This is a genomic window from Pseudomonas sp. E45-MNA-CIBAN-0222, from assembly GCF_040310405.1.
GTDB classification, from domain to species: domain Bacteria; phylum Pseudomonadota; class Gammaproteobacteria; order Pseudomonadales; family Pseudomonadaceae; genus Stutzerimonas; species Stutzerimonas stutzeri_AC.
Map to the genome: position 1 here is coordinate 40208 of NZ_JBEOPU010000009.1, position 24639 is coordinate 64846.

The 24639-nt window shown below is 55.6% G+C and carries 25 protein-coding genes, 1 tRNA gene and 1 pseudogene; 9 read left to right on the forward strand and 18 right to left on the reverse strand.

Annotation, left to right across the window (positions count from 1 at the left end; all coding sequences use genetic code 11):
- Positions 1-107: 107 nt before the first annotated feature.
- The 3 genes from AAEZ08_RS14520 (at position 108) to AAEZ08_RS14530 (ending at position 3793) form a co-directional block, all read left to right on the forward strand.
- Entirely contained in the window at positions 108-1427 is a 1320-nt protein-coding gene (locus AAEZ08_RS14520; protein WP_084899568.1) for an OprD family porin, read from the forward strand.
- Positions 1428-1748: 321 nt separating this feature from the next.
- Positions 1749-2423: a heavy metal response regulator transcription factor gene (locus tag AAEZ08_RS14525; RefSeq protein ID WP_301584422.1), complete on the forward strand. Its 675-nt coding sequence runs from the start codon at positions 1749-1751 to the stop codon at positions 2421-2423.
- Positions 2420-3793, forward strand: a complete 1374-nt coding sequence (locus tag AAEZ08_RS14530; protein WP_301584420.1) for a heavy metal sensor histidine kinase — start codon at positions 2420-2422, stop codon at positions 3791-3793. Before AAEZ08_RS14525 ends, AAEZ08_RS14530 begins: the two co-directional genes overlap by 4 nt.
- A 389-nt stretch (positions 3794-4182) precedes the next feature.
- Here the strand turns inward: AAEZ08_RS14530 and AAEZ08_RS14535 are convergent, their stop codons facing one another.
- The 4 genes from AAEZ08_RS14535 to AAEZ08_RS14550 all read right to left on the reverse strand — a co-directional run bounded on the left by AAEZ08_RS14535 (position 4183) and on the right by AAEZ08_RS14550 (position 7633).
- Positions 4183-5211 (reverse strand): IS30 family transposase, encoded by a 1029-nt coding sequence (locus tag AAEZ08_RS14535; RefSeq protein WP_500124602.1) that lies wholly within the window; start codon positions 5209-5211, stop codon positions 4183-4185.
- Positions 5212-5235: 24 nt separating this feature from the next.
- Positions 5236-5925, reverse strand: a complete 690-nt coding sequence (locus AAEZ08_RS14540) for a hypothetical protein (protein ID WP_500124604.1) — start codon at positions 5923-5925, stop codon at positions 5236-5238.
- Positions 5926-5939: 14 nt separating this feature from the next.
- Entirely contained in the window at positions 5940-7340 is a 1401-nt protein-coding gene (locus AAEZ08_RS14545) for a YfjI family protein (RefSeq protein WP_500124605.1), read from the reverse strand.
- A 68-nt stretch (positions 7341-7408) separates the two neighbouring features.
- Positions 7409-7633 carry a helix-turn-helix transcriptional regulator gene (locus tag AAEZ08_RS14550; protein ID WP_500124606.1) on the reverse strand — a complete coding sequence of 75 codons (225 nt, stop codon included), beginning with the start codon at positions 7631-7633 and terminating at the stop codon, positions 7409-7411.
- Between the two features lie 342 nt (positions 7634-7975).
- On the opposite strand from AAEZ08_RS14550, the gene AAEZ08_RS14555 reads away from it, so the two are divergent.
- From AAEZ08_RS14555 to AAEZ08_RS14580, 6 genes are all read left to right on the forward strand, one after another.
- Positions 7976-8248 (forward strand): hypothetical protein, encoded by a 273-nt coding sequence (locus AAEZ08_RS14555; RefSeq protein ID WP_023443657.1) that lies wholly within the window; start codon positions 7976-7978, stop codon positions 8246-8248.
- Between the two features lie 95 nt (positions 8249-8343).
- The gene (locus tag AAEZ08_RS14560; RefSeq protein WP_500124607.1) at positions 8344-9312 is read left to right on the forward strand and encodes a DUF932 domain-containing protein; all 969 of its coding nucleotides are present in this window, start codon (positions 8344-8346) and stop codon (positions 9310-9312) included.
- Positions 9313-9393: 81 nt separating this feature from the next.
- Positions 9394-10398, forward strand: a complete 1005-nt coding sequence (locus tag AAEZ08_RS14565; protein ID WP_500124608.1) for a YqaJ viral recombinase family nuclease — start codon at positions 9394-9396, stop codon at positions 10396-10398.
- 91 nt (positions 10399-10489) lie between these two features.
- Complete coding sequence (locus AAEZ08_RS14570; protein WP_500124609.1) at positions 10490-11392, forward strand: recombination directionality factor; 903 nt, start codon at positions 10490-10492, stop codon at positions 11390-11392.
- Between the two features lie 29 nt (positions 11393-11421).
- Positions 11422-11919, forward strand: a complete 498-nt coding sequence (gene radC / locus AAEZ08_RS14575) for a RadC family protein (RefSeq protein WP_500124610.1) — start codon at positions 11422-11424, stop codon at positions 11917-11919.
- A gap of 13 nt (positions 11920-11932) precedes the next feature.
- Complete coding sequence (locus AAEZ08_RS14580) at positions 11933-12115, forward strand: hypothetical protein (RefSeq protein ID WP_213573605.1); 183 nt, start codon at positions 11933-11935, stop codon at positions 12113-12115.
- Between the two features lie 60 nt (positions 12116-12175).
- On the opposite strand, the gene AAEZ08_RS14585 is transcribed toward AAEZ08_RS14580, so the two are convergent.
- The 14 genes and pseudogenes from AAEZ08_RS14585 to thrS all read right to left on the reverse strand — a co-directional run bounded on the left by AAEZ08_RS14585 (position 12176) and on the right by thrS (position 24473).
- A complete protein-coding gene (locus AAEZ08_RS14585; protein ID WP_213573607.1) occupies positions 12176-12457 on the reverse strand; it encodes a type II toxin-antitoxin system RelE family toxin in 282 nt (93 codons plus the stop codon).
- Positions 12447-12692 carry a type II toxin-antitoxin system prevent-host-death family antitoxin gene (locus AAEZ08_RS14590; protein WP_500124666.1) on the reverse strand — a complete coding sequence of 82 codons (246 nt, stop codon included), beginning with the start codon at positions 12690-12692 and terminating at the stop codon, positions 12447-12449. Before AAEZ08_RS14590 ends, AAEZ08_RS14585 begins: the two co-directional genes overlap by 11 nt.
- 172 nt (positions 12693-12864) lie before the next feature.
- Positions 12865-13629: an inovirus Gp2 family protein gene (locus AAEZ08_RS14595; RefSeq protein WP_500124611.1), complete on the reverse strand. Its 765-nt coding sequence runs from the start codon at positions 13627-13629 to the stop codon at positions 12865-12867.
- 410 nt (positions 13630-14039) lie between these two features.
- Positions 14040-15050, reverse strand: a complete 1011-nt coding sequence (locus AAEZ08_RS14600; protein ID WP_500124612.1) for a DUF4917 family protein — start codon at positions 15048-15050, stop codon at positions 14040-14042.
- Positions 15051-15103: 53 nt separating this feature from the next.
- Positions 15104-16669: pseudogene (locus AAEZ08_RS14605) on the reverse strand (BREX system Lon protease-like protein BrxL); the annotation flags it as partial.
- 278 nt (positions 16670-16947) lie between these two features.
- Positions 16948-17024: transfer RNA gene (locus tag AAEZ08_RS14610), tRNA-Pro, on the reverse strand.
- 85 nt (positions 17025-17109) lie between these two features.
- The gene (locus tag AAEZ08_RS14615) at positions 17110-17466 is read right to left on the reverse strand and encodes a MerR family transcriptional regulator (protein WP_003282573.1); all 357 of its coding nucleotides are present in this window, start codon (positions 17464-17466) and stop codon (positions 17110-17112) included.
- Positions 17447-17749: an integration host factor subunit alpha gene (gene ihfA / locus AAEZ08_RS14620; protein ID WP_003282572.1), complete on the reverse strand. Its 303-nt coding sequence runs from the start codon at positions 17747-17749 to the stop codon at positions 17447-17449. The genes AAEZ08_RS14615 and ihfA overlap by 20 nt, the downstream gene beginning before the upstream one ends.
- 3 nt (positions 17750-17752) lie before the next feature.
- The gene (gene pheT / locus AAEZ08_RS14625; RefSeq protein ID WP_003282571.1) at positions 17753-20131 is read right to left on the reverse strand and encodes a phenylalanine--tRNA ligase subunit beta; all 2379 of its coding nucleotides are present in this window, start codon (positions 20129-20131) and stop codon (positions 17753-17755) included.
- A gap of 36 nt (positions 20132-20167) precedes the next feature.
- Complete coding sequence (gene pheS, locus AAEZ08_RS14630) at positions 20168-21184, reverse strand: phenylalanine--tRNA ligase subunit alpha (protein ID WP_003282570.1); 1017 nt, start codon at positions 21182-21184, stop codon at positions 20168-20170.
- 174 nt (positions 21185-21358) lie between these two features.
- The gene (gene rplT / locus AAEZ08_RS14635; protein ID WP_003282569.1) at positions 21359-21715 is read right to left on the reverse strand and encodes a 50S ribosomal protein L20; all 357 of its coding nucleotides are present in this window, start codon (positions 21713-21715) and stop codon (positions 21359-21361) included.
- A gap of 27 nt (positions 21716-21742) precedes the next feature.
- The gene (gene rpmI, locus AAEZ08_RS14640) at positions 21743-21937 is read right to left on the reverse strand and encodes a 50S ribosomal protein L35 (RefSeq protein ID WP_003282568.1); all 195 of its coding nucleotides are present in this window, start codon (positions 21935-21937) and stop codon (positions 21743-21745) included.
- Positions 21938-21999: 62 nt separating this feature from the next.
- Positions 22000-22551, reverse strand: coding sequence for a translation initiation factor IF-3 (gene infC, locus AAEZ08_RS14645; RefSeq protein WP_177333394.1), 552 nt, complete (start codon positions 22549-22551; stop codon positions 22000-22002).
- The gene (gene thrS / locus AAEZ08_RS14650; protein WP_500124613.1) at positions 22551-24473 is read right to left on the reverse strand and encodes a threonine--tRNA ligase; all 1923 of its coding nucleotides are present in this window, start codon (positions 24471-24473) and stop codon (positions 22551-22553) included. The genes infC and thrS overlap by 1 nt, the downstream gene beginning before the upstream one ends.
- Between the last annotated feature and the right edge of the window lie 166 nt (positions 24474-24639).

Here is a 24639-nt window from a genome sequence, read left to right on the forward strand (position 1 = left end):
CCGCTAATCCTGCGGTCATTTACAGGGGAAGATCATCGCCCGGCACTCGAACAAAAAGGCGAAGGCGTCATTCGAGCGCTGACATGCCGTATATCAGGAGCATCATCATGAGCAAAAAGGCCGCCCTTTCACTTACAGCCCTTTCACTGGCACTGGGCAGCGCCCCGGTCTTTGCCCAATCGGAAACAGCGGAGGGCTTCATCGAAGGCAGCACGCTTTCGCTGATAAATCGCAACTTTTATTTCAACCGAGATTTTCGCGACGGTGGGAGCGCCACCGGCAATGGCTATTCTGAGGAATGGGCTCACGGACTGATGGCATTCTTTGAGTCCGGATATACCCAAGGCTCGGTGGGGATCGGCGTCGACGCCTTCGCCATGCTCGGCCTCAAACTCGATTCTGGATCAGGACGTTCCGGTGCTGGCGGAACCGTCGATCTTCTCCCCTACAATAGCGCCGGCGATGCCGAGGATGACTTTTCTCGAGTAGGGGGGGCCGTGAAAGCACGGTTCTTGGGCACCGAGATCAAGGCAGGCGATGTATTTCCCGCTACTCCTGTCGTGCACTTTGGTGACGCACGGCTGCTGCCGGAGTCTTTCAAGGGTGTCACCGTTGTGAACAACTCGCTGGACGACCTCACCCTCCAGGGCGGCCGCCTGCACGCGATGAGCCAGCCCAATACCAGCAACACGAACGATGACTTCGTCACCTTCTACGGCGGGGCCGTGGACGCGCCTTGGCTCGGCTACGCAGGCGGCGACTATAGCGTGAACGAAAATCTCAGTCTTAGTCTGTACACCAGCCGGCTTAAGGACGCTTGGAACCAACATTACTTCGGTCTATCGGCCACCTATCCGCTTTCTGATGTCGTCGCGCTGCTGGGCAGCTTCAATTACTACAAGGCAATCGACGAAGGCCGCGAGCTGCTGGGCGAGTTCAACAACAACATCTGGAGTTCCAGCCTGGGTGTCGCCTTCGGCGCGCACACCGTCACGGCGTCGTATCAGCGAAACAACGGTAACAACGACTTTGACTACTTGCGCCAAGCGGACTCGATCTACCTGAATAACTCCATCCAGTACAGTGATTTCAACTCACCTAAAGAGCAGTCCTGGATGCTGCGTTATGACCTGAACATGGCGGGTTACGGCATACCTGGGCTTACGTTCATGACTCGCTACGCCCGCGGCTGGGGCGCCGATTACAGCAACGCAAATGAGGTATATATGCGCCAAGACGATAACGGCGCGCCTCTGTCCGGACAGAAGCGCTGGGAACGCGACGTCGAAGCACGCTACGTTGTACAGACAGGCTCGTTCAAGGACCTCTCTCTGCGGGTGCGCCAGGCTACAACACGGGCGACTGCTTTCGAGTCCGACCTCAATGAGGTTCGATTCATCGCCGAGTACCCGCTCTCGATCCTGTGAAGCACTACGAGCAACACCACATCTTCTTTTTGTGCTCCCTTGGTTTGAAGATGTGTTTCAGGCGCCCGTAGGGCGCCTTTTTTTGCTTAAGTGCACCTCCTTGCGCTGCGGGCCAACCAAATGACCGGTAGATTACAAATTTGCAAGACAGCCCCGCAGGACTTTTACCGCGTTAAAGTGCTTCCCGCTTCCCTGTGCAGGTCATTTCGCCTCTGCCTTTCACCCTAGAGCCAAGCCTCTTTCGTCTTGACCCTATAGTTACTACATGGATTATTTTTGGTTCCGCTTACCACGCACCCCCTTGCCGAGTTACCTGAAAACATGCGCATCCTGGTTGTAGAAGACGAAATCAAAGCTGCGGAATACCTGCAGCAGGGTCTTATCGAATGTGGGTACATCGTCGATTGCGTAAGTGATGGGCTCGATGGATTTCACCTAGCACTGCAGAACGACTATGACATCGTGCTACTGGATGTGAATCTGCCAACCATGGATGGGTGGGAGGTGCTCGAACTTATTAGGCGGCGTAAACAGACACGCGTCATCATGCTGACAGCCAACGCCCGCCTAGAGCAAAAAGTCCGCGGTTTTGAGCTGGGTGCTGATGACTATCTGGTCAAGCCGTTTCAGTTCCCTGAGCTGCTCGCTCGTATCCGGACACTGTTGCGGCGAGGCGAGGCAGTCGCACTTCCAAGCAACCTGCGCGTAGCCGACCTCGAACTGGACCCGGGCCGGCATCGGGCCTACCGGAATGGTCAGCGTATTGATCTCACCAGCAAAGAATTTGCGTTACTGCATCTGCTCATGCGCCGGACTGGCGAAGTCCTCACGCGTACCGAAATAACTGCCCTGGTGTGGGACATCAACTTCGACTGCGACACCAATGTGGTGGATGTTGCGATTCGTCGCCTGCGGATGAAAGTGGACGAACCCTTCGGCGATCGCCTGATACACACTATCCGGGGTGTGGGCTACGTGCTGGAGGCGCGGCCTTGAAGCCACTCAGCCTCGCATCGCGCCTCGCGCTTCAAATCACACTTACCGGCGCCGCTTTGGTCGCGCTGCTGATTGCACTGAGCTACTGGGTACTGGTGCGCCAACTGGAACTGCGCGCCCAAGAGGAAGTGACGGCCAAGCTCTCGCAGATCGATCATGGACTCCTCGAAGACACCAAAACCCGTATGGGCCTTTCCTGGCAACACGTACTGAGCGATACGGTACTCGGCCATGACAACCTTTCGATTAGAGTTATCGGCGATACAGTGAAATCACACATTTTCAGTATCGGCCGCTTCGCCAATGAGCCGCAGCAGCTGGATCTCGTGAGCAGGGACGGCGACTATCTTGGCTGGACAACGAAAGATGGCGTGCAGATGCTAAGCGGGCGCAAGCGAATTCAAGTCCCGGGACTGGCTCCAATGACGCTTTTACTTTCGCAAGACCGCAGTGCCGATCAACAGCTGGTGGCTGCGTTCCTGCGCTCGGCCTTAGTGACCGTGCCGATGCTACTGATATTGATCGGATTGGCTGGGTGGCTAATCGCCCAAAATGGTTTGCGACCGCTGCGCAAGTTCCGGGCCTTGGCGACTAAGGTATCGACACAGGACCTATCACCCCGAATCAGTAGCGATCGGCTCCCACAAGAGCTCCAGGCATTGGCGCACAGCCTCAACGTAATGCTTCATCGACTCGATGACGGCGTTCAGCAACTGACACAGTTCTCGGACGATGTGGCTCATGAGTTGAAAACTCCGTTGAACAACCTAATAGGCAAGGCGCAGGTGACTTTGGTACGAGAGCGAAGCAAAGAGCAGTATCGCGAAGTGCTCGAATCGTCGGTCGAAGAGCTCGAACGCATGGATCGAATCGTGTCAGACATGCTGTTTCTTGCCCAGGCCAGCCACTCCAGCCCGGCACTGAAGCTCGAACAATTATCCTTAGGAAGTGAGGCGAGGCGCGTATGTGAATACTTCGAAGTCCTCGCCGAAGAAGCGGGAGTTGCAACGACAGTAACGGGCGATGCCGTGGTTTTAGGAAATCGGCTTATGGTCCAACGGGCGATTTCCAACCTGTTATCCAACGCGTTGCGGCATTCGAATACTGGCAGCACGGTCGAACTTAAGATCCTTGAGGAGAACGTAGACATTGTCTCGCTGACTGTCACCAATCATGGCGCGACTATCGAATCGGATCATCTCCCACACCTGTTCGACCGCTTTTACCGCGTGAACGGCATACAACCTCGTGGAGCAGGCTTGGGGCTAGCGATTGTCCGTTCAGTGATGAACCTCCACAAAGGCCACGTGGCCGTCGCCAGCAAAGACGGTCGGACCACGTTCGAACTCACCTTTCCTCGGCATGCCTGATTGAAAGTGACACGGCTAGGGAGACGGCTTATGAGAGCATCAAACTATGGAGAAGAGTAATCATTTGAGCGTGCACGTTGGTCGGGTACCCACTCCCGCGAGCCCAACGCCATTCGTTTAAGCATGCCTCCCGGTGAAAATTCCGCAGGGCTCAACTTACACCCATCATGTTTTGCCGGGTGATTGCACAGTTCCTATGGTATTTGTTTATCTCTGGTCGCTATCGTTTCGTTGCCGACCGGCATACCGTCGATAAACAGCCTATAGATGGCATGCCAATTGGGCCAAAAGCACGATCATGTCCAATGGACCAGAAGTTGGCGATCCATACCGCTAATGTCACCGGTATGGCCAAGGGTGGGCGGTTGCAGGGGCTGAGTGCAACACGGTTATTGAATTGAAGCAGGCGCATCATGCCGCATAGCCATGGCTTCCTGCATCACTTTGCCCATAACTTCAATTGGGCATTTGAAGTCGAAGCGCTTACGTGGGCGCATGTTCAGTTGCAGTGCGATGGCATCCAGTTCTTCCTGGCTGTGTACCGACAGGTCTGCGCCTTTGGGCAGGTACTGGCGGATCAGGCCATTGATGTTTTCGTTGCTGCCGCGCTGCCAAGGGCTGTGCGGGTCGCAGAAGTAAATGGCCACCCCGGTCTGCTGAGTGATTTCAGCATGCCGCGCCATTTCTCGGCCCTGGTCGTAGGTCATGCTCTTGCGCATCGCCAGCGGCATGCCATTGAGCGCTGCACTGAAGCCTTCCATCGCCGAGGTCGCCGTCGCGTCGTTCATCTTTACCAGCATCAGGTAGCCACTGGTGCGCTCTACCAGCGTGCCTACAGACGAGGCGTTGGCCTTGCCCTTGATCAGATCGCCTTCCCAATGCCCTGGCATCAGTCGGTCTTCGATCTCCGGTGGGCGCACATGGATGCTGACCATCTCGGGGATCTGGCCACGCCGATCCACGCCGCCAGAGCGCGGCCGGCGCGTCGTCTTACTTTGGCGCAGGCAGATGATCAGCTCCTTACGCAGCTCGCCGACCGGCAAGGCATAGATGGCGTTATAGATCGTCTCGCGACAGACGTATGCATCTCTGAGGCTGGGAATGTTCATGCTGCGCAGCTTGCCGGCAATCTGCTCGGGAGACAAACGCTCGCGCAGCATATGGGCCACCAACTGAAAGCGCTCACCACCCGGCAACAGCTTTCGTTTCGGTCGACAGCCTTGGCGGCGGGCCTGCATCTGCTGCTGGGCCATGCGGGCCGAGTAGCCACCACAGACATCTCGATTGCGGCGCAGCTCCCGGCTGATGGTCGAAGGGGATCGGGTGATCAAGCAAGCAATCTTGCGCAGGCTGAACCCTTGGGCACGGCTGATTTGAATGGTGGCGCGTTCTTCAACGCTGAGTTCGGAATAAGACATAGGGGCAGCACCGTACCGGAAAGGTCAGGTGTTGCACTCAGTTTTTGCCGCCGCCTTGTTTTTCTTGAAAATGAAGTAATTTTTTCTTACATCGCCTGCATTCTTGAGTGACCTAGTAATAAAATCCCCAATATCTATTTTGAATGAACTGAATGACTCATCCAAAAAACCTTCAAGTATCAACTCAAAATCCTTCACAACATCCTCGTGACAGGACCATCCGGACTTAGGGTCTGCCGGGCCTCTTTTGACCAACTCAAGAAGCTTCTCATACAACGCATCCCTAATATTTTTACCTGCCTGCGCACCTTTGAGGCGGCCATTATAAGAAATATTTACAACAGACATGAACTCCTGCCAACCATCAAACCGGCCAAGCTCAAGTGCACACCTTGTGGCTAGGGATGCAGCCATTTCATCACGTTCCTTATCGTATTCACGCATTGCAGCAAAGTAATAAAGCGAGGCATAGAAAAATCGTTCTTTCAATTCAACAGGCCCGCGCGCTTCCTCCTTCAACCAACACCAAAGAATATTTTTCTCAGAAATCCTTTTATCTTCATCGAGAAAAATCGATACTCTTTTTGAAAAATCGCCAAACATCTCTTTAGGCCAGCGCCTTGAAAAGACATATCGCAATCCAGCACGCAGCCTGTGTAAATTATCCTCAAGCGAAACTGCCCTTACCCTATCAACCGAGTCATATGAACCCATTAAATCCAGCCTTCTCAATTAAGAATCACAACCCCTTTTTTACCTTCATGCACAAGGCGAATCAATCCATCACTGGCAAGCTTTTCATATAGTTCATCCAGCCTCCCTGAATCCCTAAGCCTATTAGCGCAATAACGCCTGACATAATTCCTTTCAATCCGCCTATCACCAGTTTTTTCGTAATGAGCCCTAAGCCAAGCGTGAAGCTCATTTGCATCGTTTGCCAGTATCGTATCAGGACTGAAAATCTTATCAAACTGACGTGAAAACCAATAACCAAGCTCAACAGCTCCCCTCATCGTCATCTCAGAAATATCCCCTTCACGTCCTTCAAACACGTGAAAAAGCGCAGCCAACCTAATCATATTTTCGGCGAGCTTTGAAGCATGATCTGGCGCCCAGCCATACCTGCCTTCTTGAGTCATTTCTCTTTCTATTTCGTTTCGCGTTTTTATCCAGACATCATTTGCGCGCTCAGACAATCTAATCACCTGGCGGGCACTGTCTCCAAGGCGACAGCGCTCAACGTAATCCTTCAAGAGAGCAACTGCCCTGGTTCCAAATCTTTCGCAAGCATCCCATCGCCGCTCAGATCCATCAGCAATTCTAGTTCCTTGTGTTGACCTAGGCCGGCAAAATAAAAAACGCGAAGTAAAACCTGTCCCTCTTGCGTTATCCCCCTTTACCTCATTGAATGACTCGAAAACATTAGGCTGAATCATCAAGCAAAGCGTAAGTCTTGCATCAGGCACCTGATAGGACTCACTTGAAACTCGTCCCACACGCACACCATCTCCACTCCACACTGAATTAATTTTGTCAAAATGTTGGAGCGCCCCTCCCTTAAGAATTCCTGAAGCTTCACTTGATATCCACCCAGCCGATGACAAGCCTCCATTCATGGTTTGGAACAAAGCCTGAACTGTCACATCATCATTAAGAAAAAGCAGATTCAACGGCGGTCTTGGCTCTATTTCGTGATGTTTTCGAATCAATCCTGCAACTTCTTCCGCACTCTCACCCCGCTTTACACGCTTCCTTAAATCAGCTCTATACGCTTTTAAAATCTCGAACCAAATTCCGTGGCTGGTCTTGTACTTAATCAAATCAAGTTCACGCTCAGCAAGAAGCGTTTCTTGATATTTAAATACACTTGCGGCAAACGCACGAAGCGTCGGTGACTTTCCGTCTCCAGAACCAGAAATCGCCATGATAGCCAACGACAACGGACAGACATTCCCGAGAGGAGATTTAACATCATATAGCCCTTGGCAGGCCAATGAAATAATTGCCAACGCGGAGCATACCGCCAACTCCCTCGGAGCCATTACATTCCTCTGCACCTCATCGACCGCTTCAGAGAAAATCTCGAAGGGCAGATCAGGAACAAGATCCTGCGCAATAAGCTTATTCACCGCTGGCTTAGGCTCTGGTACCAATGAACCCCACGAGGGCTGCCGTGCCGTCCTCCGGCCACACGGCATCATCTGCCCACCTGTTTTTTCAGTTCAATGTATTCTTTCACTTCCCGAAAATCCCATCCAACTGCATAGCTTCCGATTTTGAACGGTTTAGGAAAGTCTGGATCAAACCAATTTGATTTTGGTTTAATTCGCTCATAAATAGTCGACCTACTGAGTCCGATCATTTCCTGAAGCCGGCTGATACGAACCACTCGAAATTCATCATCAAAATTTTTTGTTTGCATACGTCCTCCTTCGACACCTCAACGGTATCCATTGGCAGAGGCGGGAACAGCTGTGCTGCTAAACAAAGATTTCTTTCAGTGGCATCCTTGACATCAATCGAGACTTGTGATTTTTAATTTTTGTTGTTTTTTTAAACTCAGCAGCACCCTGCTACTTGCTACTACTGCTACCTCTGTAGCAGCGGTAGCAGTAGTAGCGATGCCAACCCTGGATCAAAAATTCCATTCGTATTTTTTTTGACAGCACATAACTGCCATGACATCACCACCAAGAAGGTTCACCCCATGTCATTGCAGTGCCCTCGCTGTCGCTCTCCAAAAGTCGCTTCCTTCCACCACGCTATGAAGATCGCCGCTGCTGTCGGCACAGTCGGCGGTGCCGCTCGTGGCATCAGTGCTGCGCTGGCTGGCGGTCAAGCCGGGGCGGCTATTGGCGCTATTGCCGGCCCTGTCGGCATTACCGTCGGCTCAATCTCCGGTGCCATCCTCGGCGGACTGGCCGGTGGCGTCGGTGGCTGCGCGCTCGGCGCTCAGCTTGGCCACAAGCTCGATCGCCACGTCCTGGCTAACAACCTCTGCCTGCTCTGCGGGCATCGCTTCAATCTGCCGACCTGACCAGGCGGCTCCACTCCCTCTTTTCTCTGACTCCCAGCCGGTGCTGCGCTCTGCGCAGCGCTTTATGCCGGCGCGCACCCAAAGGAATCGTTCTCATGGCTCATCTCGTCGAAACCATGGCCTACGCTGGCGCTACCCCTTGGCACGGTCTGGGCAACAACCTGCCGCAAAAACAGCCCATTGAGGCCTGGCAACGTGAAGCTGGAATGGACTGGCAAATCTTGGAAAGCCCCGTTCATTTCAAATCGGACGCCATCGGCCACCTCGGTACGATTCATTCCTTCCCTGAGCAGAAGGTGCTCTATCGCTCGGATACCAAAGCCCCGCTGTCAGTGGTCTCCAAGCGTTATCACACCGTGCAGCCACGCGAGGTACTGGAGTTTTACCGGGATCTAACCGAGGTCTCCGGCTATGAGCTGGAGACAGCCGGCGTGCTCAAGGGTGGGCGCAAGTTCTGGGCGCTTGCACGCACTGGGCAAGGCACGGCGATCAAGGGTAACGACCAGGTCAACGGCTACCTGCTATTGGCTACGTCATGCGACGGCACCTTGGCCACCACCGCAACGCCGACCACTGTTCGCGTGGTGTGCAACAACACCCTGACCATCGCCCTGGACGGAACCAGCCGAGCCATCAAGGTGCCGCACAACACTCGCTTCGATCCGAATCTGGTGAAGAAGCAGCTCGGCATCGCCGTCTCGCAATGGGACGACTTCATGTACCGCATGCGCCATCTGGCTGAGCGCAAGGTGCAGTGGCATGAGGCAATGGGCTTCTTTATGAACGTCATGTGCGAGGTCAGTCCGACCGGCCAGCTTCCTGAACAGCTACCCAACGAACGCGCCCTGCGCAAGGTTCAGGAGCTGTACGAAGGCCGTGGCCGGGGCAGTCAGCTGGAATCGGCAAAGGGCACCGCCTGGGGCCTGCTGAATGCCGTGACCGAATACGTAGATCACGAACGGCGTGCACGCAGCACCGAGTACCGGCTTGATTCAGCCTGGTTCGGCCAAGGCGCACAGATCAAACAACGCGCCCTGGATACCGCTCTTCAGCTCGCTGCCTAACCCCCGTCACCCCATCTCAACCGTATCGCCCGGTCAGCTTCGCGCTGGCTGGGCCTTTTTTATGTCTGCAAGGTGAACAGCATGAAAGCAACCTCATTGAACCGCAGTACCAGCAAACCCCGTCCGGCTTTGCGTCTGATCAGCACCAAGGAATTGCCTCGCGAAGATTGGCTGTCAGTCCGCAAGCAAGGCATCGGCAGCTCCGATGCAGCCGCTGCCGTCGGCCTCAACCCCTACAAATCGCAACTGGAACTGTGGCTGGAAAAGACCGGGCGAGATACCGGATTGCCGAAGACCGATCCTGATGATGAGGACAGCCCGATGTACTGGGGCAACGTCCTAGAGCCCATCGTGGCCTGGCATTACAGCAAGCGCACCAAGAACAAGGTCCGCCGAATCAATGCCGTGCTGCAGCACCCGGATCCAGAGCTGCCCTGGATGCTAGCCAATATCGACCGAGAAGTAATCGGTGCCGACGACGTGCAGATCCTCGAATGCAAGACAGCCGGCATAAACGGGGCACGCCTCTGGAAAGAGGGCGTGCCCGAATATGTACAGCTACAGGTGATGCACCAGCTCGCCGTCACCGGGAAGCAGGCTGCTGATGTGGCGGTTGTGCTCGGAGGGCAGCATCTGGAGATCCATCGCATAGAGCGGGATGAGCAGATGATTGCTCGCCTGATCGAGCTCGAACGGCGCTTCTGGCAGTACGTGGAAACCGATACCCCACCCCCCGCCGACGGCACAGCTTCCGCCGAGACCGCCCTGCGCTGCCTTTTCCCAACGGATTCGGGCGAGACCGTGGATTTCAGCGGTCATGCTGGATTGTCAGCGGCCTACATTGAGCTCAAAGCACTGCGCCAAGCGATTGCCGATAAGGAAAAGCGTGAAGCCCAGCTCAAGCAGATGCTGCAACAGGCCATGGGCGAGGCCAGTCGGGCTGAGTTCACCAACGGGTACATCAGCTGGCGTAAAGCCAAAGACAGCGTCGGCTTCGACGTGGCCCGGCTACTTCAGGAGAGACCGCACCTGAAAGCCAAATACTCCCTGATCAAACCCGGCGCACGGCGCTTCCTGGTCGGCTGATTCCAACCTCTTCTCATCGCTCCCTCCCCTTGGCCAGCCCATGCAGCTCGCGCTGTGTGGCTGGCGCTTTTTCATTTCTAGGAGAACAACCATGCTCAAAGGTCTGGCTATCACCCCGCCGGTGCTCGGGCGGATTTCCATCGGCAAGGTCATCGAGAAGAACGGCAAGCGTCTGCCGGAGAAGGATGACCAATTCACCATCACTTCCCAAGTACAGAGCCGCGACGGCTGGCTGGTGCATCCGCTCAATGATGAGCTGCGCCAAGGCAAGGACGACAAGCTGCGCAGCATCCCAGTACGGCTGCTATTCAACGAGCCGGAACTGAATTTCCGCGCGGATTACACGCTGTTCGACCGGCAATCGGGTCGCCCTATTTGCGTAGGCAATGGCGAGACCTGCAAGCGGGTGACCCAGGACGGTATGCAGTCACTGCCCTGCCCTTCACCGGATGCCTGCCCGATGGCGAAAGGCGGTGCCTGCAAGCCCTATGGCCGACTGAACGTGATCATCGGCGATGAGGATCCGCTGGGCAGCTTTGTGTTTCGCACCACTGGCTTCAACAGCATCCGCACACTTGCGGCTCGCCTGCATTACTTCCAGGCCATATCGGGTAACCGCCTGGCCTGCCTGCCGCTGGAACTGCGTCTGCGTGGCAAGTCCACTCGCCAGAGCCACGGCACACCGATCTTTTACACCGACCTGACGGCACGTAGCGGCATGGACATGACCGAGGCGCTGCGCTTGGCCAGCGAGCTCGATGAACAGCGGCAAGCGGCGGGTTTCGATCAGAACGCGCTAGACGAAGCGGCAAAGCGCGGTTTCGGCAACGGCGCCTTCGAGGACAGCGAGGAAGACGTCAGCGCCATCGTCGACGAGTTTTTCCCCGCAGAAAGCAGCGGCGATGAACACCGCCCCAGATCCACCAACCACACCTCAGGCAAACCCAGCCTGGCTGAAAAGCTGGAAGCCCAGCACCAATCCCTGAATGCCTGAGCCTGCCCACCCGGCTAAAGGAGCTGATGATGAGACTGCACAAAATCAAAGCCGGCGAGACCGCTGGCACCTACCTGATCGAATCACCGGTCACCGAAGCCGACATCCTGCTGATGGCCAAACAGCTGGCCAGCTTGCGCCTACGCCGGGGACGACAACTGACCGCACCACGGGATGTATTCAGCCACCTGCAGGCCTTGCTGGAGGCCTATGAATACGAAGTCTTCGCTCTGCTGATGCTGGATTGCAAGCACCGGGTCATTGCCTTTCACGAGCTGTTCAGGGGCACCCTGGACGGCGCGAGCGTCTACCCCAGGGAAGTCGTCAAGATTGCTCTGAAGCACAACGCTGCTGCCGTGATTCTGGTGCACAACCACCCCTCCGGCGATCCCGAACCCAGCCAGGCTGACCGCACGCTGACCAATAAACTGAAGGAGGCGCTTAATCTGGTCGGGGTGCGAACGCTGGATCACATCATCGTGGGCCGCGACGGATGCGTGTCGTTGGCGGAACAGGGCTACCTGTAGGAGACGAACGAGCATGAAGCTACTGCTACGGACCTTCGTTGCCTTATTCGTGTTTGCCGGCATCCTTGCCGGCAGCGCGGCAATGTTGCTGCTGGTGATTCTGATGGTGCGTTTTCCGCCGCTGCTGATCGCGGTGCTGCTGGCCTGCTGGATTTATCGAAAGCTGCAAATGCGAACAACCCAACGATCTCCATAGACCAGCGTGGGTAGTCGAAAGGCTGCCCACAATGGTTTCCACCTTTCTTTTTTGCTCCGGCTAACGTTTCTTGGCCGACTGGTATGCTGCCCCACGCTCGCGCTTGCCCACAGCCACCACCAGTACAACTAACCTTTCACCCTCAACCCGATAGACCAATCGATATCCCGCTGTACGCAGCTTGATCTTGTAGTGCCCAGGCATATCCCTTAAGGCATCAGCCTGCACCTTGGGCGCGTCAAGACGCTCAACGAGTTTTTTTTTGGCTTGTTCTCGCACCGTATGACCAAGCTTCTTCCACTCCTTGAGCGCGGAAGGCAGAAATTCAAGCTTATAGGTCATCCAGATTCACCGGGATACCCTTCTCTCCAGAGCGGGCTTTAACCACCTCGATCAGCTCCAGATCATCTAGGCGATCCATCATCTGCTCGTACAGCTCAGCAGGCACAATGTAGCCCATCACGCGATTGTGGTTGAGAACCGCCACCGGCATTCCACCAGCGCCGGCCAGGATCCCAGATGGGTTTTTCTTCAGCTCAGAAACGCTGACGGCGACATCGGCTAATACGCTCTGCATAATATGACCCCCTTTTAAGGTCTTTATTTTGGTCTTTTTTCGAAAGCATATCAAGGTACCAACCATGGCTCTCCATCGGACTGTGAATATTCAGTACCGACATACTCATCCCCTGTTGGTCGATCATCCGCTCAGCCGGGCGGGTTGCTTCCCGCCCGGTCGAAGCCTGCTATTACCCCCTACTGGTACCGAACCCTCGCTGGCGATCCCCGTAAGACTTCGTAGCGACCTTACATAGGTAACTGGCCCGATAGAACAGGTCTGGTAGTTCATACACCAATACCTTGTGATCACTGCCAGCAACCTTTTTGTAACGGGGGTATCGATCTATTCGATACGTCGCATTATCGGGGATATGCACTAGGTCCTCAGCCGTTGTGATCGGCAACCTCAGCGCGCTGGCCCATGCTCCTTGTAAGCGAGAAATCAAATTGAGTTTCTTTGAATGCAACTTCCCCACCGCGAAATATGCATCGCGGTTGAGCAAAAACACCAGATGGTAGTGCGGTCTTCCTCCAGATCCAATCTCTCTCGCCCAGACGTAGCGCACCTTGCAGCGACGAGCCCACTGGCTCTGATCACGTAACTGACCACGATGGTATTGAATCTTGGCGTTGAAAGACTCGATGAACCGACTGATGACCTGGTTTGTATAAGCGTAGTCTGGCAGTTCAATGCCTTGGGGGAGTCTGAGATCCACCCGGAAGGCCAACACCCTCGGATACTCAGCCAGAGCTAACTCAATGGTGTGCTTGAGATCCGAAAGATACTCCTGGATGAAAGGCCCTTTATTAACCATTACAGGTAGGCCTTCGAAGGACTCGCCAAAGTACAAGTGGAGGTTATTATTGTCGGGATGTCTGAGCGGGTAGCGCTGGAAGGTATAGGGACGCGTATCGTTGAACATGGCTATGACTTCGCAGTGGTTGAGTTTCATAACCAGTGCCTGTTGTGTATTTTTTAACTGTTACATCTTCCCTGCCTGATCACCTATTGATTGGATACTTGAATCGCATCGTCCATCCGTGATGATACGTTTTTAGCTTATGGCGGCTTGGTACCAGTAGGCTTGATGGATAGATACCTGTGATTCAGCACGAACCCTGCGGGTAGTAAGAGATAAAGCATAATACCCGCACCGCAATTGACCGCTCCGAGCGGCCGGGGAAAACCGATCCCGATCACCAAGCCGCAGCGTCAATTTTTGATGGGTCCATGTTCCGGAATTAAACCAGTCCGAAAGCCCATCAATGGTGGCTATCCAGACTCAGTCAGCGCAATGAGGCTCGGTTTTTGGGCTGGTTGAGCCCGCACTCGAAGTCTGAGATGTCGCTTAAAGTAGCTCGGTCAACTGTTCCAGCAACCCGGGCTCTGCGAATCAAAAAACGTCACGGTGGTGCCTGCCAAAGACCGGCCAGCAGCCTTGAGCACCTGGTGGCAGAACGCTTGCTGATCTCCATCTGGCTGACCAGTGAACACGGAGACAGCCATTCGCTTCGGCGGATTCGCCGAAATTGCATCAAGCACATGCTGGTCCCGTTCGTCAAAGCTCCAGCCATAAACGACCAAACTCTCGCCGATCGCTGGCAGGACTTCCTCGTACACGTTCGTCAGGTAGTGACTCCGGCGAATCGCGGCGACTTTCTCCTTGCTGGTTCCTTCGCTAACAAACACTGGCACGTAGTGCCCGGACGACCACTTTCGGGTGATCGCTTCGAGCAAATCGCCCGTCGCGCCAGTGGATGCCGCGATCTTTGTCTCGTCACCAATGTAGTCGCGAGCCACGGAAAGACTGCCGTGCGGGTAGAACACCAGCGTTGCTCCGGCAGCGTGCCCATATGGCCTCCGCAGGTACTCCCAGTCCGTCTGAAATTCACCGTGATGGAAGGCATCCTTGAACCAGCTGCCGTTTTCTGCATTGAACAGCAGCATGGCCCAGTACAGGGTGAGGTCGTAGTTCAGGCTGACGACAGTTGGGAACGAGCTCGCGAATGCACCAACCCGCTGCAAGTCGGCCGCAACATCGGCATGTACCGGATGCACGCTGTGCACCGCTTCGATCAGTGCTGTGCGTACTTCCGAGTAGGCCGCAGAGATATCGGCCGACGGTGACCCCAGGGCCGCGTTGACGTGCTCCGCATACCAGCATGCGAGCAACACATGTTCAAAGTCGGTCGTCCCCAGTTTCGCAAAGATTGGCGCGGTGGTTGGGAGCAAACCTTTCGCGTCGGCGACGCTATGAAGCGTTGGATATGCGAATTCCCTATGGATGGCAATGCTGGCCCCGTTCCCCAGGAGCAAGGTGTCCCAGGTGGATTCACGAAGCGCATCCCACAAAGCAATATCGATACGGTCCATGCGCTTCTATCCATTCACTCTGCGGGTTGGCAGTTTGGCGCCTGTCTTTTGCATCATGCTCGGAAGATATCCACCTTGGTTTCAAGGCACTTGCGCAGGCTCAGATCGTTCGCGCCCACCTCGAACCACCCCCCAGGCTTCTGGTAGAAGTCCAGTCCTCGCCCGATCTTGATGACCCAGCCATTATCCAGACGGATTTCGCGGTCATGGATGTTCGGGTTGAGCTTCACCTCCAGTTCGACATCCAGCTCCAGCAGACTCTGTTTCAGCTCATCGAGCTTCTCGGCGATGTCGGCCAACTGGGTCTTGTCCTCGTAGCCGGTGATTAGGCTGATCTTCTTCACGGTACCGGCTTTCAACACCGTCTCGCAGAAGCGCACGAAGTTCTGGATCTGGTGTTGCAGCCGGATGTACGGGTCTTCGATGACGACGGCCTTCGCGCCCTGCAAGTAGGGGCCAAGAATCGATTCATAGCTGTAACCCGTGTCGCCATAAAGGATGCTGAAGTGCTGCTCCTTCAGCTCCACTGCTGGTGGCGCATCCACTGCTGGTGTTGGCGGAATCGGCGACGGGGCCATTGAAGATTCTGTCGCAACGATAGGCGCGGGCTGCACGGCCGGCTGCACTTCGACTGTTTCGATGGGCTGCTCACCTGCCTGGCTCAAACGACGACGCGCCGGCTCTTGTGTTGCCGGCGCATCCTTCGACTCCGGACAGAACACCACCACTTCCTCACCGCCGGCCTTGAAGTAGGACAGATTGATGCGCGCAAACTCGTCATCTGGTTTGCGCTTGTTCATCTGCTCCTTGACGCGGCGCCGGCACTCGATCGCGTAGGCCACGTATTCTTCGAACTCGTCGTCAGTCGGTGGGCCGTTCGGGTGCAGTACCTTCAAGAATGCGCAGACGGTCTTTTTGATGCCTTTTTCGTCGCGCCCCTCGATCGATTTACCGAGTCGAATACTCTTGCTCACTTCCTCATACCGGTTCGTGTGCTTGAACTGGTAGTGGAAGGCCTCCGCCAGGTAGTCGGTAATGAACCCGTAGTTGTTGGTCAGGAACTCGCTGCTGTTCTTGGGCATTTCCCAGCCCGGGATGTACGCGGCGAAGCGGTCCATCACGGCCAGGTCGAGCTCTGGTGGCAAGGGCTGAAACAGGTCGTGCTCGTTGGAATTGACCACCTGCTGCACAGACACATCGATGTTGCCGACAAAACTCAGGCTGGCATCGGCAATGACTTCGGCGCCGCGCGAAAAGCGACCATTGGCCATGAAGTCTTTCATAATCTGGATCGTGTCTGGATCGCGCACCTTGATCCCGCCGACCTCGTCAAAGGCGACCGTGTCCCAGAATCCAACCAAACCTACCTTGCGGCGTGCGTTGTTGTAGAACAGCGTGGCCTTGGTCGCTTGCCCGCCCGAGATCAAGGTAGCGTAAGGTGAGAACTCGCTGAAGAAATAGGACTTACCTGTGCCTCGCGGTCCCAACTCAATGTAGTTGTAATTGGGCTCGACCAGCGCGGCCAGCCTGGCGATGAAATGCATCTGCACGCGTTTTGAGAGCTTACTGGGTTCTAGCCCCACGGAGCGCAGCACTGCTGCCAGCCACTCATCACGCGTAGCCGCATTTGCAGCAGGGTTGATAGGTAGGAGTCATTCATTTCAAGTAGCAGTCCTGTACTTGTTGACGCATCCAATGCATTCCTTGGGCTGTTTGCGCCAATCTGTTCTATCGGGCGCAAGCAAAGCGCCCCTACCGTTCAGATGACTATGCCTCTTGCGAATCTCAATTGGCAACCAATTGGCAACCAGAAAGCCATTTTCTGGGGAGCACCGAAAAATAAGCGGGCATAAAAAAATCCAATCACCGCTAAGTGACTGGATTTTCTAGGTTTTTTTGGTCGGGACGGAGTGATTCGAACACTCGACCCCTTGCACCCCATGCAAGTGCGCTACCAGGCTGCGCTACGCCCCGACTATCGCCTCCAGCTCTGCTGAAAGCGGAACGAACTATACATTAAGCATCTGAAAATGTGAAAGTTTTTTAGGCGCCAGACTGACTATTTCCTCAGCACCTGCAGAACATCTTCCAGCTCTGAAATCATCTGCCGGATCAGTTGCTTGTACTGCGTAGTATCGTCGCGAGCCTCTTCGCCAGACATACGCTGCCTGGCCCCACCGATGGTGAAACCCTGGTCGTAAAGAAGCGCTCGAATCTGGCGGATCATCAAGACGTCTTGGCGCTGGTAATAGCGCCTGTTGCCGCGACGCTTCACCGGATTGAGCTGAGGAAACTCCTGTTCCCAATAGCGAAGCACATGCGGCTTCACCGCACAAAGCTCACTGACTTCACCGATAGTGAAGTAGCGCTTCCCTGGGATCGACGGCAGCTCGTCGTTATGACTTGGTTCCAGCATAGGCCTCGACTCTCGCTTTGAGCTTCTGCCCTGGACGGAACGTCACGACGCGACGTGCCGTGATAGGAATTTCCTCGCCTGTTTTCGGGTTACGCCCGGGCCGCTGACGCTTATCGCGCAGGTCGAAGTTGCCGAACCCGGACAACTTGACCTGCTCGTTATGCTCGAGGGCCTGACGAATCTCCTCAAAAAACAGCTCGACCAACTCCTTGGCCTCGCGCTTATTCAAGCCCAGCTCTTCATATAGACGTTCCGCCATTTCAGCTTTCGTCAGAGCCCCCATACGCTATTTCCTTAACGTGGCATTGAACCTTTCTTCCAGGGAGGTGAGGATTTTCTGCATCGCATCGCTCACCTCATCGTCGTTTAGAGTGCGCGATGGGTGCTGCCAGGTCAAGCCGACTGCCATACTTTTGCTAAGGGGATCAATACCTTTCCCTTGATAGACATCAAATAGCTTGAGGTCTGTCAGATTCTCGCCCGCAGCCTCACGAATACAACCCAGGATGTCTTCGGCCGCAATCTCCCGCCCGACCAGCACGGCAAGGTCTCGTCGAACTTCCGGGAATCGCGACAGCTCCGCAAAGGAAGGCATCCGCCCTTCGGCAATCTCGCCAAGCTTCAGCTCGAACATGTAAACCGGCTGATCGATACCCAAGGTGCTTGCCAACTCAGGATGGAGACTCCCAACGAATCCAACCAATCGCCCGTCGCGCTCGATACGCGCGGTCTGCCCTGGGTGCAGCGCCGGATGTTCTCCCGCAACGAAACGATAGACGCCAGCATTTCCGGCAGAAGCTAGCAGCGCTTCGACATCTGCCTTGATGTCGTAAAAATCCACCGCCTCGCGCGAGTTAGTCCAACCTTCGGGCTGACGGCTTCCGGTTAACACGCCGGCCAGCATGCTTTCCTGCTCAAGCTCCTGCAACTGACCAACAAAGCGCAACCCCGCCTCGAACAAGCGCACGCGTGATTGCTGCCGGTTGAGGTTGTACTGCAGCGCCTTGACCAACCCTGGCCAAAGCGACGCGCGCATGGCCGCCATATCCGCGGAGATCGGATTGGCAAGCTGCAACGGCTTCATATCAGGGCTGAACAGCTCGAACAGCTTGGGATCGATGAAGCTGTAAGTGATCGCCTCTTGATACCCTCGGGCGACCAGCAAACGCCGGAGCACCGGCAGTTCGGCACGAGCCTCAGGCTTTGCCTCAGGCGCAAGCCGAGCTTGCGGATAACGCACGGGCAGTCGATCGTAGCCATATAGACGTCCCAGCTCTTCGATCAGATCGACCTCAAGGCTGATATCGAAGCGATGACTCGGCACACAGACTTGCCAGCGACCTTTAGCCTCTTCGGTAATCACCAAGCCCAAGGATGTCAGCAGGCGCACCACTTCGGCGCCATCCATCTCCAGCCCCAGCATCTGGTTGATACGCTCAGCGCGCAAAGTTACCGGAGCGACTTTCGGCAAGTCGCTTTCGCTGACCGCCTCACTGATCGGCCCCGCCTCGCCGCCGACGATATCCAGTAGCAAACTCGTTGCGCGCTCCATCGCCTGACGGGCGAGCTGCGAGTCGACGCCCCGCTCGTAGCGATGGGACGCATCGGTGTGCAAGCCGTAGGAACGAGCCTTGCCGGCCAGCGCAATGGTGTCGAAAAAAGCACTTTCGAGGAAGATATCCTGGGTAGCAGTGCTTACGCCGCTGTGCTCTCCACCCATGACACCGGCGATGGCAAGAGCGCGCTGATGGTCTGCAATAACGAGCGTATCCCCACGCAGGGTGATCTCCTGACCATCAAGCAAGACGAGCTTTTCGCCCTCCTCAGCCATCCGAACCCGGATACCGCCCTTGATCTCGGCAAGATCGAAGGCATGCAAGGGCTGACCCAATTCGAGCATTACGTAGTTGGTTACATCGACGACCGCATCAATGCTACGGATATCGGAGCGGCGAAGGCGCTCAACCATCCAAAGCGGCGTCGGGCGCGACAGATCAACATTACGGATAACACGCCCGAGATAACGCGGGCATGCCTTGGGGGCCAGGACCTCGACTGGACAGGTGTCGTCATGGTGCAGCGGGGCCACGGCGAATTGCACCGGACTCACCACTGAGTCATAAATGGCGCCAACTTCACGAGCCAAGCCAGCGATGGAGAGGCAATCACCGCGGTTTGGGGTCAAACCGATTTCAATGCTTGCATCGTCAAGACCGAGATACTCACGAACATCGGCACCGACCGGCGCGTCGCCGCTCAGCTCCATCAGGCCGCTATCGTCACTACCCACCTGCAACTCGGTTTCCGAGCAAAGCATGCCGTTGGATTCGACACCACGGAGCTTGGCCTTCTTGATCTTGAAGTCGCCCGGCAACTGAGCGCCGATCATCGCAAAGGGGATTTTCAGGCCAGGCCGCACATTCGGCGCTCCGCACACAACCTGAAAGGTTTCACTTCCATTGCTGACCTGACAGACCCGAAGCTTGTCGGCATCAGGATGCTGCACAGTTTCGAGGACCTCACCGACAAACACACCGCTGAAGCTGCCAGCAACGGGCGTCACAGCATCAACCTCAAGCCCCACCATGGACAGACGAGCAACCAGCTCCTCGCGGGAAACCTGCGGGTTTACCCAGCTCCGCAGCCATTGTTCACTGAATTTCATCCTGCTCTCCTAATAGTTCGTTGACGGGCGGCGGTACTAGCGAAATTGCGCAAGAAACCGCAGATCGTTGTCGAAGAACAGGCGCAAGTCATTGACACCGTAACGTAGCATAGCGAGACGCTCGACCCCCATGCCGAAGGCGAACCCAGAGTAACGCTCCGGATCGATCCCGGACATCCTCAACACGTTCGGATGCACCATGCCGCAGCCCATGACCTCAAGCCAGCCGGTCTGCTTGCACACTCGGCAACCCTTGCCACTGCACATCACGCACTGCATGTCGACTTCTGCAGAGGGCTCGGTGAACGGAAAGAAGGACGGGCGGAAGCGAACACCTAGCGGCTTCTCGAAAAACACCCGCAGGAACTCTTCAATGGTGCCTTTCAGATCGGCAAAGCTTACGCCTTCGTCGATCAGCAGACCTTCGACCTGATGGAACATGGGGGAATGAGTGATATCGGAATCGCAACGATAGACGCGTCCGGGGCAGACGATACGAATGGGAGGTTGACGTGATTCCATGGTGCGCACCTGAACCGGTGAGGTATGCGTGCGCAGCAACATGTTGGCGTTGAAGTAGAAGGTATCGTGCATCGCCCTCGCCGGGTGATGCCCCGGAATATTCAGCGCCTCGAAGTTATGGTAGTCATCTTCAACCTCAGGACCTTCTGCCACGCTGTAACCAATGCGACTGAAGAACTGCTCGACGCGCTCCAAGGTACGAGTTACCGGGTGCAGCCCACCGGACGCCTCGCCGCGCCCTGGCAGTGTCACATCGATTCGCTCGGCTGACAATTTGGCATCCAAAGCAGCCTTCTCTAGGTCAGCCTTGCGAGCATTCAGGACATCCTGAACACTGCTCTTGGCGGCATTGATCAGCGCACCAGCCTGCGGACGCTCCCCAGCAGAAAGCTTCCCCAGGGTTTGCATCAACTGGGTGAGCTCGCCCTTCTTACCCAGATATTGGACGCGCACCTGCTCGAGAGCCGCAACGTCTTCACTTCGTTGCACAGCCTCAAGCGCTTGCGAGACCAGTGCATCCAAATTTTCCATGTACATAACCTCCAGAGGTTCTTGCAGAACCGCGCTGGTATCGTCCCGTAGCGACCGACTGCCAAGCGCCCTTTTGCAAAAGCCCCTTCTCAGATACGAAATAGGGGAAGAGCACAAGGCTCTTCCCCTATTGATGACGTTGCAACGAACCCGAAGATTCGCGATTGCCGGGGCTTAGGCCAGAGAAGCTTTGGCTTTCTCGACAATCGCAGCAAACGCCGCTTTTTCGTTCACTGCCAGATCGGCCAGAACCTTGCGATCAATTTCGATGGCCGCCTTTTTCAGACCGGCGATCAGACGGCTGTAAGACAGACCGTTGACACGAGCACCAGCGTTGATACGGGCAATCCACAGAGCGCGGAACTGACGCTTCCGCTGACGGCGGTCACGGTAGGCGTACTGGCCAGCCTTGATTACCGCCTGCTTGGCAACGCGGAATACGCGCGAACGCGCTCCGTAGTAGCCTTTGGCGAGTTTCAGAATTTTCTTGTGACGACGACGGGCTACGACGCCACGCTTAACACGAGCCATGAGTTATTCCTCTGAGTCTTGACCGAATCAACGAACGCGCAGCATGCGCGCCACCTTTGCAACGTCGGACGGGTGCACTTGCGAGCAACCGCGCAGCTGACGCTTACGCTTGGTGGACATTTTGGTCAGGATGTGGCTCTTGAAAGCGTGCTTGTGCTTGAAGCCGTTAGCAGTCTTCTTGAAGCGCTTCGCAGCACCACTTTTAGTCTTCATCTTTGGCATGTTCGGTACTCCACATTGTGGGTGATTACAAATAACCGCAAGGCCTGCCAGTGCCCTGGGGGTTACTTTTTCTTCTTGGGAGCGATGACCATGATCAGCTGGCGTCCTTCCATCTTCGGATGCTGTTCGACCGAACCATATTCAGCGAGATCATTCTCGACCCGCTTCAACAATTCCATCCCCAGCTCCTGATGGGCCATCTCACGACCACGGAATCGCAATGATACCTTGGCCCTGTCCCCGTCACTCAGGAAACGCACCAGGTTACGTAGCTTGACCTGGTAGTCCCCTTCTTCCGTCCCTGGACGAAACTTTACTTCTTTAACCTGAATCTGCTTCTGGTTCTTCTTCGCCGCAGCTACCTGCTTCTTCTTTTCAAACAGATGCTTGCCGTAATCCATGATCCGGCATACCGGCGGAATCGCATCGGCAGAAATCTCAACCAGATCCAGCTTCGCTTCTTCTGCTACTTGCAGCGCTTCATCAATCGAGACGATGCCAATCTGCTCGCCGTCAGCACCAATCAAACGGACCTCACGAGCCGAGATATTCTCGTTGATCGGGGCCTTGGGTGCAGCTCGTTTATCCTGTCTCATTTCACGCTTAATAGTCATTACTCCAATTCTTGGCGACCACGCCGGGAAACCGCTTGTGTCAGCATCTGCGCGAATTGATCGAGGGGCATGGACCCCATATCGACGCCTTCACGGGTGCGCACTGCAACGGATCGTGTCTCAACCTCCCTATCTCCGATAACCAAGAGATAGGGAGTCTTGAGCAAAGTATGCTCGCGGATTTTAAAGCCGATCTTTTCGTTTCTCAAGTCACACTTGGCACGAAACCCGCTTTGGAGGAGCGTTTTTTCGACTTCAGCGGCAAAAACGGCCTGCTTATCGGTGATATTCATGATCACCGCCTGCGTCGGCGCGAGCCATGCAGGGAAAGCCCCTTCATAGTGCTCGATCAGAATACCGATGAAGCGCTCGAAAGATCCAAGGATCGCTCTGTGCAACATGACGGGATGCTGTCGATCATTGTTCTCACTGACGTATTCCGCACCAAGACGCACCGGCAGATTGAAGTCCAACTGCAGCGTGCCGCATTGCCATACCCGCCCGAGACAATCACGCAGGGAGAACTCGATCTTAGGACCGTAGAACGCCCCCTCACCAGGCTGCAGATCATAAGGTAGGCCGGCACTTTCCAGGGCCGAGGCCAGAGCAGCCTCAGCCTTGTCCCAGAGCTCATCCGAGCCGACGCGCTTCTCGGGACGGGTAGACAGCTTCAGTTCGATGTCCGAGAAACCGAAATCGGCATATACCGCCTGAGTGAGCTTAATGAACGCCGCAGACTCGGCCTGCATCTGTTCTTCCGTACAGAAGATATGCGCATCATCCTGAGTGAAGCCACGGACCCGCATGATGCCGTGCAACGCGCCGGACGGCTCGTTACGGTGGCAAGCGCCAAACTCCGCTAGGCGCAACGGAAGCTCGCGATAGCTTTTCAAGCCCTGGTTGTAAACCTGCACGTGGCAAGGACAGTTCATCGGCTTGATCGCGTAATCGCGGCTTTCCGATTCAGTCGTGAACATGTTTTCGGCGTAATTGGCCCAATGCCCGGACTTTTCCCAGAGCACGCGATCGACCACCTGCGGCGTTCGGATTTCCAGGTATCCGTTTTCGCGCTGCACCTGACGCATGTACTGCTCGAGCACCTGATAAAGCGTCCAGCCATTCGGATGCCAGAACACCATGCCTGGCGCCTCTTCCTGCGTATGGAACAGATCCAGCCGCTTACCAATCTTGCGATGGTCGCGCTTTTCAGCTTCCTCGATGCGCTGGATATAGGCTGCCAGCTGCTTCTTGTCCGCCCAGGCAGTACCGTAGATACGCTGCAACTGCTCGTTCTTTGCGTCGCCGCGCCAGTACGCACCGGACAACTTGGTGAGCTTGAACGACTTCAGGAAGCGTGTATTCGGCACGTGCGGACCGCGGCACATGTCGACGTATTCTTCGTGATAGTACAAACCCATCGCCTGCTCGTCGGGCATATCCTCGACCAGGCGCAGCTTGTAGTCCTCGCCGCGCGACTGGAATACCTCGATCACTTCGGCACGCGGTGTCATCTTTTTGATGACGTCGTAATCGTGATCAATCAGCTCACGCATACGCTGCTCGATGGCGGCGACATCATCGGGAGTAAAGGGCCGCTCGTAGGCGATATCGTAATAGAAGCCCTCATCAATGACTGGCCCAATAACCATTCGAGCTGTCGGATAGAGCTGCTTCACGGCATGCCCGATCAGATGCGCACAGGAGTGGCGAATGACCTCCAGCCCTTCCGCATCCTTCGGCGTGATGATCTGCAGCGTCGCGTCCTGTGAAATCAGATCACAGGCATCGACCAACTTGCCGTCAACCTTGCCTGCCAAGGTCGCTTTGGCAAGGCCAGCGCCAATGGACTGAGCCACTTCAGCTACGGTAACTGGATGATCAAACGAACGCTGACTGCCATCGGGAAGAGTAATGGTGGGCATGGCGCCTCCTCTCCTAGTGGTGACCCGTACTAAAGGCCACATGGGTTGGGATGAGCCAGTAAAGCGATTCGGCGAGCATGCCTGCCGCACAATGGCAGGCGCTTGATGAGCTCACCTCGACCGAACCGAAGTCACTGGAGGAAAAACACGACTGGCGATGCTTTCA

Bases quoted from the DNA above. Each gene is read 5' to 3' on its own strand.
- AAEZ08_RS14520 (WP_084899568.1), top strand. From the start codon at position 108: ATGAGCAAAAAGGCCGCCCTTTCACTTACAGCCCTTTCACTGGCACTG.
- AAEZ08_RS14525 (WP_301584422.1), top strand. From the start codon at position 1,749: ATGCGCATCCTGGTTGTAGAAGACGAAATCAAAGCTGCGGAATACCTG.
- AAEZ08_RS14535 (WP_500124602.1), bottom strand. From the start codon at position 5,211: ATGTCTTATTCCGAACTCAGCGTTGAAGAACGCGCCACCATTCAAATC.
- AAEZ08_RS14540 (WP_500124604.1), bottom strand. From the start codon at position 5,925: ATGGGTTCATATGACTCGGTTGATAGGGTAAGGGCAGTTTCGCTTGAG.
- AAEZ08_RS14550 (WP_500124606.1), bottom strand. From the start codon at position 7,633: ATGCAAACAAAAAATTTTGATGATGAATTTCGAGTGGTTCGTATCAGC.
- AAEZ08_RS14555 (WP_023443657.1), top strand. From the start codon at position 7,976: ATGAAGATCGCCGCTGCTGTCGGCACAGTCGGCGGTGCCGCTCGTGGC.
- AAEZ08_RS14560 (WP_500124607.1), top strand. From the start codon at position 8,344: ATGGCTCATCTCGTCGAAACCATGGCCTACGCTGGCGCTACCCCTTGG.
- AAEZ08_RS14565 (WP_500124608.1), top strand. From the start codon at position 9,394: ATGAAAGCAACCTCATTGAACCGCAGTACCAGCAAACCCCGTCCGGCT.
- AAEZ08_RS14570 (WP_500124609.1), top strand. From the start codon at position 10,490: ATGCTCAAAGGTCTGGCTATCACCCCGCCGGTGCTCGGGCGGATTTCC.
- radC (WP_500124610.1), top strand. From the start codon at position 11,422: ATGAGACTGCACAAAATCAAAGCCGGCGAGACCGCTGGCACCTACCTG.
- AAEZ08_RS14580 (WP_213573605.1), top strand. From the start codon at position 11,933: ATGAAGCTACTGCTACGGACCTTCGTTGCCTTATTCGTGTTTGCCGGC.
- AAEZ08_RS14585 (WP_213573607.1), bottom strand. From the start codon at position 12,457: ATGACCTATAAGCTTGAATTTCTGCCTTCCGCGCTCAAGGAGTGGAAG.
- AAEZ08_RS14590 (WP_500124666.1), bottom strand. From the start codon at position 12,692: ATGCAGAGCGTATTAGCCGATGTCGCCGTCAGCGTTTCTGAGCTGAAG.
- AAEZ08_RS14595 (WP_500124611.1), bottom strand. From the start codon at position 13,629: ATGAAACTCAACCACTGCGAAGTCATAGCCATGTTCAACGATACGCGT.
- AAEZ08_RS14600 (WP_500124612.1), bottom strand. From the start codon at position 15,050: ATGGACCGTATCGATATTGCTTTGTGGGATGCGCTTCGTGAATCCACC.
- AAEZ08_RS14615 (WP_003282573.1), bottom strand. From the start codon at position 17,466: ATGCTGGAACCAAGTCATAACGACGAGCTGCCGTCGATCCCAGGGAAG.
- ihfA (WP_003282572.1), bottom strand. From the start codon at position 17,749: ATGGGGGCTCTGACGAAAGCTGAAATGGCGGAACGTCTATATGAAGAG.
- pheT (WP_003282571.1), bottom strand. From the start codon at position 20,131: ATGAAATTCAGTGAACAATGGCTGCGGAGCTGGGTAAACCCGCAGGTT.
- pheS (WP_003282570.1), bottom strand. From the start codon at position 21,184: ATGGAAAATTTGGATGCACTGGTCTCGCAAGCGCTTGAGGCTGTGCAA.
- rplT (WP_003282569.1), bottom strand. From the start codon at position 21,715: ATGGCTCGTGTTAAGCGTGGCGTCGTAGCCCGTCGTCGTCACAAGAAA.
- rpmI (WP_003282568.1), bottom strand. From the start codon at position 21,937: ATGCCAAAGATGAAGACTAAAAGTGGTGCTGCGAAGCGCTTCAAGAAG.
- infC (WP_177333394.1), bottom strand. From the start codon at position 22,551: ATGACTATTAAGCGTGAAATGAGACAGGATAAACGAGCTGCACCCAAG.
- thrS (WP_500124613.1), bottom strand. From the start codon at position 24,473: ATGCCCACCATTACTCTTCCCGATGGCAGTCAGCGTTCGTTTGATCAT.